This is a genomic window from Candidatus Thermoplasmatota archaeon (genome assembly GCA_029907305.1).
Taxonomy (GTDB): domain Archaea; phylum Thermoplasmatota; class E2; order DHVEG-1; family DHVEG-1; genus JARYMC01.
Genome location: JARYMC010000066.1, coordinates 1 through 9,225, shown reverse-complemented (window position 1 = coordinate 9,225; position 9,225 = coordinate 1). Strand labels below are relative to the sequence as shown.

11 protein-coding genes are annotated in these 9,225 nt (G+C 36.1%); 6 read left to right on the top strand and 5 right to left on the bottom strand.

What is annotated here, in order from left to right; genetic code table 11:
- Positions 1–202, bottom strand: a 202-nt coding sequence (locus QHH19_05625; protein MDH7517806.1) for a hypothetical protein, incomplete at its 3' end; no start/stop codon positions are given.
- Between the two features lie 120 nt (positions 203–322).
- Here QHH19_05625 and QHH19_05620 point away from each other — a divergent pair.
- On the top strand, positions 323–520 hold the full coding sequence (locus QHH19_05620; GenBank protein ID MDH7517805.1) for a glycosyltransferase: 198 nt from the start codon (positions 323–325) through the stop codon (positions 518–520).
- Positions 521–579: 59 nt separating this feature from the next.
- On the opposite strand, the gene QHH19_05615 is transcribed toward QHH19_05620, so the two are convergent.
- On the bottom strand, positions 580–1,527 hold the full coding sequence (locus tag QHH19_05615; GenBank protein MDH7517804.1) for a hypothetical protein: 948 nt from the start codon (positions 1,525–1,527) through the stop codon (positions 580–582).
- Positions 1,528–1,862: 335 nt separating this feature from the next.
- Between QHH19_05615 and QHH19_05610 the strand changes: the two genes are divergently transcribed.
- The 5 genes from QHH19_05610 (at position 1,863) to QHH19_05590 (ending at position 6,147) form a co-directional block, all read left to right on the top strand.
- A complete protein-coding gene (locus QHH19_05610) occupies positions 1,863–2,327 on the top strand; it encodes a DDE-type integrase/transposase/recombinase (protein ID MDH7517803.1) in 465 nt (154 codons plus the stop codon).
- A gap of 61 nt (positions 2,328–2,388) precedes the next feature.
- Complete coding sequence (locus QHH19_05605; protein MDH7517802.1) at positions 2,389–3,390, top strand: glycosyltransferase family 2 protein; 1,002 nt, start codon at positions 2,389–2,391, stop codon at positions 3,388–3,390.
- Positions 3,391–3,449: 59 nt separating this feature from the next.
- Positions 3,450–4,403 (top strand): Gfo/Idh/MocA family oxidoreductase, encoded by a 954-nt coding sequence (locus QHH19_05600; GenBank protein MDH7517801.1) that lies wholly within the window; start codon positions 3,450–3,452, stop codon positions 4,401–4,403.
- Entirely contained in the window at positions 4,400–5,047 is a 648-nt protein-coding gene (locus QHH19_05595) for a DapH/DapD/GlmU-related protein (GenBank protein MDH7517800.1), read from the top strand. The genes QHH19_05600 and QHH19_05595 overlap by 4 nt, the downstream gene beginning before the upstream one ends.
- Complete coding sequence (locus QHH19_05590; protein MDH7517799.1) at positions 5,047–6,147, top strand: DegT/DnrJ/EryC1/StrS family aminotransferase; 1,101 nt, start codon at positions 5,047–5,049, stop codon at positions 6,145–6,147. Before QHH19_05595 ends, QHH19_05590 begins: the two co-directional genes overlap by 1 nt.
- A gap of 161 nt (positions 6,148–6,308) precedes the next feature.
- On the opposite strand, the gene galU is transcribed toward QHH19_05590, so the two are convergent.
- From galU to QHH19_05575, 3 genes are all read right to left on the bottom strand, one after another.
- Entirely contained in the window at positions 6,309–7,172 is an 864-nt protein-coding gene (galU, locus tag QHH19_05585) for a UTP--glucose-1-phosphate uridylyltransferase GalU (protein ID MDH7517798.1), read from the bottom strand.
- Complete coding sequence (locus QHH19_05580; protein ID MDH7517797.1) at positions 7,173–8,438, bottom strand: UDP-glucose/GDP-mannose dehydrogenase family protein; 1,266 nt, start codon at positions 8,436–8,438, stop codon at positions 7,173–7,175.
- A gap of 26 nt (positions 8,439–8,464) precedes the next feature.
- The coding region (locus tag QHH19_05575; GenBank protein ID MDH7517796.1) for an NAD-dependent epimerase/dehydratase family protein at positions 8,465–9,225 on the bottom strand (761 nt) is incomplete at its 5' end.

The following is a 9,225-nucleotide window of genomic DNA, read 5'->3' as shown; positions in this document are numbered from 1 at the left end:
CATTTGGTAAAATTTTCATAAAACTAGTGTTATGCAGTCTGATTACTTTTATTTCATCAATTACACTTTCTTTTTCATATCCTCCTTTTCTATCCCACATTAAAACTGTTACCTGGTGCCCAGCCTCAATAAGAGATCTTGCCTCCTTATAAACACGTGGGTCAACAGTGAATTCCTTTGAAAGAATCATAAGAATTTTCATAAAAGATAAGTATCTAAGCTTTATATTTGAAATTTACTAATAATAAATAACTAATTTACAGAATATTAACGTATTAGAAAAAATATATTACCTTTATACTTATGTCAATCAGGAATATTCATGCTTATAAGTATCATAATAACAGTTAAAAACGAAGTAAAAAACATATCGCATCTTTTAGATAGTCTTTTAGTTCAGGAAAAACCTTTTGAAATTATTATTGTAGATGCTAATAGTACAGATGGAACATTGGAAATAGTAAAAGATTATGAATCAAAATATAAAGAAATAATAAAATTTCCTAGTGTCATAAAATGATTAAATTTTATAGTTCATCACCTCATTAATTGTCCAAATATGATCAGTGAATCCTGCTTTCATAAAAGGTGTTCTTTTTTCACCATATCAGTAAAGACATCGCCATAGGTAAGGAGATATTCTGGGATGCAGTCGTGATTATCTGATGGCGTCGTTCGAATGTAGGCACTATGTGAGCTGGTAATGATTCCATGTTGGAGTTCTATAGATGGTATATGTAGTTCACGGCATGCTTGCGCGAGCGCCATAGGGAAACGCCCGTACCCGCATCTGATAAGGATTGCTTTCGGTGACATTTTTTTTAGAATGTTGGAAAAGAGTTTTTTCAGGATGAAAAAGACGGTGATAAAATCATAAATACCATTGTTTATTTTCTTTTTTTCAGCATGGACTGTAGTGCTGATGAACTCGATGATTTCCTGTAATATATCTTCGTGTTCTATGGTGAATGATGTGTGGCCTGTGAGTTTGTAAGAGAAGAGTTCCCAGAATGTTGATGTATAAATGGGGATATGAAAGGGAATGTAGTGTTTTGAGTACGGTTTATCTGTATAGTATCGATGAGACCCACGGTATTCCGGCCATTCAAAGATAATGAGTTGATCCTTGAGGATGTCATAGATGGGATCAAGGTATATATCATAGAAAGTATCTTTGTAATATTTCCTGCTTGCGCCACTAGAGAATCCATAGATTGGGTTATGTATCTTTGGTATCTTCAGAGGAGTGATGCCTTCTTTAAGAAGAGATAATGGAGAGAATCTTGGATTAGCACCTTCCTTTTGTTTTAATACTTCAGGGAGGTTAGTGTAGATATAGATTCGTATTAAATTCCATATCCGCGTTCCATCGGAGAATTTGATGGCATCAACCGGATAATTTTTTTCTATGGTTTGTGTTAATCCGTAGGCGGTTAGGTTGTTTATTTTTGCTGCGACATGGAGACCGTAGTTGTTGTAATAGGAAATAGTCTGGTATGTTAATTCATCTGTTTGATTCTTAATCATAGAGAGGCCACGTTGTTATCATAAAGTGTGTAATGTCTTTTTAAGTTTTTATCAATGATTTATCTCTCCCGAGTTATCAAGGAGCCGTTGGTAGACAAGGAGAGTGTCAACTTAAGGAAATACTCTTTTAATTGAGCAACCCATCATCCTTATAACAACAAAAAAGAGGGATGGGTGTGCTCAATCGAATAGTAAAATTGTTAAAAGATAGAAAAATTTTTGTGAGGCAAAGAACTAACCATGAAAAAAAAAAGTGATAACAATACTTGTCTATCACGCTGGTCTTTCCTATAGGAAAACCAGTAAAATCATTGGAAATTTGGAACCATTTTCACATGAGTCTTTACGAAAATGGTATAAAAAAATGTGTCGCCTTTTTTTGTCCTAAAAAGAAACAGCGAAATTTTATTGCTGTTGATGAAACCAAGATAAAAATGGAAGGAAAACAAATCTACATCTGGAATGCAATTGATATTGAAGATTATGTTGTTCTAGCAGTTTATATATCTGTTAGTAGGACATCTTTTGATGCTATCCATTTTTTGAAACTTGTTTTAAACACTTGTGAAAATAAACCATTTATTCTTGTTGATGGTGCTCCATGGTATCGCTGGGCGTTCCAGCGATTAGGTCTAAAATGGGAACACCAGATCTTTGGAGATAGAAACCATATCGAGCAGTGGTATAATCAGTATAAGGCTCGAGTGAAACGTTTCCCGTATTATAGCTCTTTACAGAGTATTAGTCAATGGTCTACGGCTTGGGTTGGTCTTTATAATCTTCTCTCGGAGGTGCCTTAAGTTGACAGTCTCTAGACAAGCGTAATTAGCATTAAATACATTCTGCTGTTTTCTAGATGAGATGACAGAGCAATACCCAAAAGTTTCCTTTCTTATACCTCTTCTCAATGAAGAGAAAACCTTGCGACAGTGTCTAGACTCGTTGCTTGCATTAGAGTATCCTCATGAAAAAATGGAAATCTTGCTTGCTATAGGACCTTGCACTGATAATACACGGGCTATTGCAGAAGAATACGCTTATAAATATCCATTTATTGTGATTCTGGAGAACCCTACTGGTAATACAGCTATTGGTAGAAACATTTGTATTGAACATGCAACTGGCGAGATGCTCATAAATTATTCTGGTCATGCAATTGCAGAAAAGAATCTATTAAATGAGTTGGCAGTTAGATTGCAAAGGGAACCAAGGGAGGTGGCCGCTGTTGGATGTTCGAATCTTTCGCCAGGAAAACAGAATTTTGTTGGTGAAGTGTCTAGCGTTGCGTTTCTGAGTTTTATGGGTGGGAGAAGTTTCTTTTCGCAGAACGCGGTGTTTCCAGAGGAGCGGTACACGGATCATTTGTCGTTCTCATGTTATAGAAAGGAAGCAGTACAGGAGGTTGGTGGTTTTGATCCAGTGTTTTGGTGTGGCCAGGATTATGAGCTTGATATCAGGCTTCGGAAAGCCGGGTATAAAATCTTGTATACACCAAAGACGAGGGTGTACCATTTTAAGCGTGATTCTCTTAGGTTGTTGTGGCATCAGATGTATCGGTATGGTGTTGCTCGGGCGAAGATGGTGAAAAAACATCCTGATACGTTAAAGTTTTTTCATTTGCTTGGTCCAGTCTTTATACTTGGTGGTCTATTGATTATTGTATTGACGTTACTAAGTTGGTTGCCTATCTGGTTTATTCCTTGTTTAGTTTTAGTCTATGTGTTGATGTCATTAGTAAGTACGCTTCAGATTACACGAAAACCAAGCATTGTATTAAGTAGCGTATTGTTTTATTTGCTGATTCATATCGGGTATGGTGCTGGTTTTATAAGGGGTATATTCAACAGTAAATTACAGTCTTAAGAACAGTCTTAAGAATATTTATATATTATTTTTTATTAACGTCCAGAGAGAGGCATCTGATGGTTAAAATAGGTGTTGTTGGTGTTGGCAAATGGGGTATAAACCATCTGAAATCCCTTAAAGACATCAGGTGTGATCTTGTTGGTATCTCTGATGTTGATCCTAAGAAAAGGGATATCGCTAAGCAGTATGGTGTTGGTTTCTTTGATGATTACCACAAGATATTAGATGAGGTTGATGCTGTTACTATTACCACACCTACAGATACTCACTACAAGATTGTTTATGATTGTTTAAAAGCTGGTAAGCATGTTTTGGTTGAGAAACCAATTGCAGAGTCTTCTAAGCTAGGTTGTAAGCTGGTTGATTTTGCTAAATCTAAGGGTTTGGTTTTATCTGTTGGTTATATTTATCGTTTTAATAACGCTGTTTTGCGTTTGAAAAAGATTTTACCTGAAATCGGTAGAATACAGTATATTACTAGTAGGTATGTGCATTCAACCAAACCTCCTAGGAAAGACTCTGGTGTTATATTGAACCTTGGTATACATGTTGTTGATATCTTGAATTTTACAACAGATTGTGTTCCTAAGAGTCTTTATGCTTCTAAGAAAAACTTGTTATCATCTGTTTTTGAGGATTCTGCTTTTGTACAGCTTGAGTATGGTGATTTTTTTGCAGCTATTGAGCTTAGTTGTATGCATCCTGAGAAAGCACGTGATATATGGGTTGTTGGTGAGAGGGAGACTGTTTATGTTGATTTTTTTTCTCAGGTTTTAAAGCGTTTTCCTCTTAAGGTTACGTATGATGGTGTTGATAGGAAGGATATGGTTGAGGAGAAGATTGTTATTAATGATCCCCTTAGGGATGAGTTGAAGTATTTTGTGGATTTGGTTGGTAAAAATAATGTTGATTTGGATTCTAATGTTGGTAAGGAGAATTATTATACTACTAGGATTTGTGAGTTGTGTTTGGAGTCAGCTGAGAAAAAAAGGGAGGTTGTTGTTAAATGAGTGCTGTTGCTAAGACCGCTAGGATTTTTAAGAATGTTGAGCTTGGTGAGAATGTTGTTGTTGAGGATTTTGTTATCATTGGTGTGCCGCCTAAGGGTATGAGGGATGGTGAGTTGAAGACTGTTATTGGTAGTAATTCTGTTATACGTTCTCATACAGTGATTTATGCTGGTAATGTTATTGGTGAGAGTTTTCAAACAGGTAATCATGCTAGTATTCGTGAGGAGAACGTTATTGGTAAGGATGTTAGTATTGGTACTAAGAGTGTTGTTGAGTTTAAAACTAGGATTGGTGATGGTGTTAGGATTCATTCTCAGGCTTTTATACCTGAATATTGTGAGTTGAAACAAGGTTGTTGGGTTGGTCCTAATGTTGTTTTAACTAATGCTCCTTATCCTAAGTCTTTACGTGCTAAGGATTTCCTTGAGGGAGTTGTTGTTGGTAAGAATGCTAGGATTGGTGCTAATACAACGGTTTTACCTGGTGTTAAGATTGGCGATGGTGCTCTTGTTGGCGCTGGTAGTGTTGTAACACGTGATGTTCCTCCTGGTAAGGTGGTTGTTGGTAACCCTGCTAAGGTTATCAAGGATGTTAAGGATTTGGTTTATCCTGATGGTGGAAAAGCATATGGTGACATAGAATGATGAAGATACCCTTGGTTGATCTTAAAGCTAATTATCTTTCTATAAAAACTGAGATTGATAATGCGATTAAAGAGGTTATTGGGGATACTTCTTTTATTATGGGCAAGTATTTGAAAAATTTTGAGGATAATTTCGCTGCTTTTTGTAAGGCTAAACATATGGTTGGTTGTGCTAGTGGTACTGCTGCTGTTCATCTTTCCTTGCTTTGTGCAAATCTGAAGAGAGGTGATGAGGTTATAACTGTTCCTAATACTTTTATTGCTACCACTGAGTGTATTTCTTATGTTGGTGGTAAAATCAAGTTTGTGGATGTTAAACCAGATACTTGTCTTATTGATATCGATAAACTTGAAAAAGCTATTACCCGTAAGACTAAGGCGGTTATTGTTGTTCATCTTTATGGTCAGATGCCTGATATGCAGCGGATAAGAGAGATTGCAGATGATCATGGTCTTTTTTTGATTGAGGATGCTGCGCAGGCTCATGCTGCTGAGTGGAATGGTCATCAACCAGGTTTCTATGGTGACGTAGCTGCTTATAGTTTCTTTCCAGCTAAAAACCTAGGTTGTTATGGTGACGGTGGTGGTGTTGTCACAAACAATGATGAACTCGGTGAAAAGCTAAGGTTGTTGGTTAATCATGGTAGGTCTACCAAGTATGAGCATCTTATAGAGGGTTATAACTATAGGCTTGATTCATTACAGGCCGCTATTCTTAATGCTAAACTGCCTCATCTACAAAAATGGACTGATCTGAGGAGAACTCATGCGAAATATTATGATAAAAACTTACCTAATGAGATAGTTAGACCTGTTGAGGCAAGAGGTGCTAAACATGTCTATTACATGTATGAGATCCGTGTGAAACATAGAGATGAGCTTATGCAGTATCTTAAAGAAAAAGGTATAGATTGTGGTGTTCACTACCCTATTCCATTGCATCTGCAGCCTGCTTATAAAAAACTTGGTATAAAAAGAGGCAGTTATCCTGTTTCAGAACAGCTGGCTGGGGAGATTTTGTCTATACCTATTTATCCTGAACTGAGTGAGGAACAAAGGGATTACATAGTTGATAACATTACACAGTTTTACAATAAATAGCAATTATTTTAAAAACAAGATAATTTTTTTTATTTTATGGCTCTTCCCCACGAATTATCGGACTACCAGATATGAACAGCATGAAGGATTCCTCAGATCATGATTCAAGGGGAAAGATGACTTATGTGAGTCGTTTTGTCCGATGATTTAGGGACATGAGCCTATTTTATTTTTCTTATGTAGTTTTTGATATCATTTTTGATTTCTTTGTTCTGCAGTGAGAAATCTATAATTGCCTGTACATAGCCTAGTTTGTCTCCTATGTCGTATCTTTTTCCTTCAAAAGCATACGCATATACTTTCTGTGATTTTGTTAGAATGTTTATCGAATCCGTTATCTGCAGTTCATTATTTACACCTGGTTTTGTTTTATGTATGCAATCAAATATCTCAGGTGTGAAAACATATCTTCCTATGGCTGCCATGGTTGATGGTGCCTCTTCGCTTTTTGGTTTTTCAACTATGTGTTTTATCAAGTAGAGTTGTTTTTCAGAGGTACTTTTTGTTTGTACCGACCCATATCTGCTTATTTTTTCTCTCGGTACATTTTGTACAGCTATCACAGATGATTTATGCTTATTGAATACATCTATGAGTTGTTTTGCGCAAGGTTTTTTTGAGTCTGTGATATCATCACCTAGTAAAACTGCAAAAGGTTCATCACCAACATGTTTTTCTGCAGTTTGCAAAGCATCTGGTAATCCCCGTGGTTCTTTTTGTCTTATGTAATGGATGTTTACAAGTGATGATATTTCTCTTACGGTTTTTAGTAGATCATTTTTTTTGTTTTTCTTTAGATGCATCTCTAGTTCTGGTGACTCATCGAAATAGTCTTCCAATGGTTTTTTTCCTCTTCCTGTGATTATTATTATGTCATCTAAGCCTGAGTCTATGGCTTCTTTTACAACGTAGTGTATCGCTGGTGTGTCTATTATTGGCAGCATTTCTTTTGGCATTGATTTTGTTACCGGTAGAAATCTTGTTCCTAATCCTGCTGCTGGTATCACAGCTTTTTTTATCTTCATCTACCAACAAACTCCTTCGTATATTTTTGCTTTTTTTGCTTGTTCTATTCTTCTACCATCAAATACTATTTTTCCTTTGTAGTTTAAATTTTTGAATTCATCCCATTTTGTTAGAATCAGTACTGCATCGGAGTCGAGGGCTTCTGATGCTGTTGTGCAGTAATTTATGTTTGGGTAAAGTTTTTTGAAGTTTTCCATCGCCTCTGGATCATACGCTTTTATGTTCGCCCCCTCGTTTATGAGTTGTTGAATAATTGGTATCGCTCTGCTTTCTCGGATGTCATCTGTGTTTGGTTTGAACGCTAGGCCGAGGACTCCAATGGTTTTTCCTCTAAGGTTTGGTATATATTTTTTTAGAATAATTACAAGTTTTAGTGGTTGTTCATCGTTAACTTGTTTAGTACTTTGGATGATTCTTGTTTGTTCTTTGATTTCTTGTGCCCAGGAGATAAGTGCACCGATGTCTTTTGGGAAACAACTGCCACCCCAGCCTATTCCTGAGTCTAAGAATGCTCGTCCTATTCTTTTATCAAGACCCATTCCTTCTGCAACAGTGTATGTGTCTATCCCTATTTTTTTGCACATGTTTCCTATTTCGTTTATGAATGATATTTTAGTTGCTAAAAAAGCATTGCTTGCATATTTGATCATTTCAGCAGACGATAAATCTGTTTCTACAATTGGGCAGCTAAAATTTTTATAGAGTTCCCTTAGTTTTTCTCTGCTTTTTTTATCATAAGCGCCTATGACTATCCTATCTGGTTTTAGAAAATCCTCTATTGCTACCCCTTCTTTTAAAAACTCAGGGTTCATCCCTAATCCTATATCCATTCCTACTTTTTTTCCAGAGTATTTTTCCAATAGTGGTAATACAACGTTTTTTGTTGTGCCTGGTAGCACAGTGCTTTTTACTACAACTAGATGCCACTGTTTTTTCTCTTTCAAAACTTTTGCTATGCTTATTGTTGAGTCTTTTACAAATGATAAGTCAATACTACCGTTTTTTAATGTTGGTGTTCCTACACATATGAATGTTATATCGCTGTTCATTATTGCTGTTTTGTAATCTGTTGTTGCTGCAATATTCTTCTTATATGTTGTTAATAATTCTTCCAAATCTTTTTCAAAAATTGGTGGCACACCTTCGTTTATTTTCTGGATTTTTTCTCTGTTGATGTCTACACATATTACCTTATGACCTAGTTTAGCAAAACATGCACCTGTCACTAAACCTACGTAACCGGTCCCAACAATAGCTATGTTCATCGCCATAAAATATCCATATATTTGATTTAAACGTTCTTATCAAGCAGTTCTATAATTGCTTTTCTTACAGCCTCATCAGATGATAGACTTGCCTTCCAACCTAGTTTCTTCATTTTTTCTGTTGAAAGTTGAAAACGGGGTACATCCCCTGGCCAGCCTCTTTCTCCACCAGTGTACTTAAATTCAACATCCTTAAGACCCATTTCTTCTACAACCATCTGGGCAATTTTTGTAACCGTTGTACTGCTGTCACAACCAAGGTTAAACAAGTTTATTTGATCATTTGACTGTTCAAAACCAAAAATCATCCCATCAACAACATCGCTAACATGCAGATATGGTTTTTGTTGTTTACCATCACCAAGAATCTCAAGCTGTTTTGGGTTTTTCTTTAGTTTATCAATAAAATCAACAATAACCCCATGTGTTCCACGAATTCCAACCACATTTGCAAACCTAAAAATCCAGGCTTGAAAATCAAAAGTGCCACAAAAAGCACTTATCAGTCCTTCTGCACCTAGTTTTCCAGCACCATAAAAAGATATTGGTAGTGTTGGCCCATATGTCTCAGATAAAGAGGGCATGGTTGTTTCACCGTATACGACGCTACTGGATGAGAAAACAATTTTTTTGATGTTGTTTAGCCTCATAGCCTCTAAAACATTGTATGTTGCTATTATTCCTTGTTTTAAATCTAGGTCTGTTTGTTTTTCTCCCAGTCTCACATGTGGGTTTGCTGCTATGTGGAAGACCACGTCATGGTTTTTTATCTCTTTTTTAAGTTTTT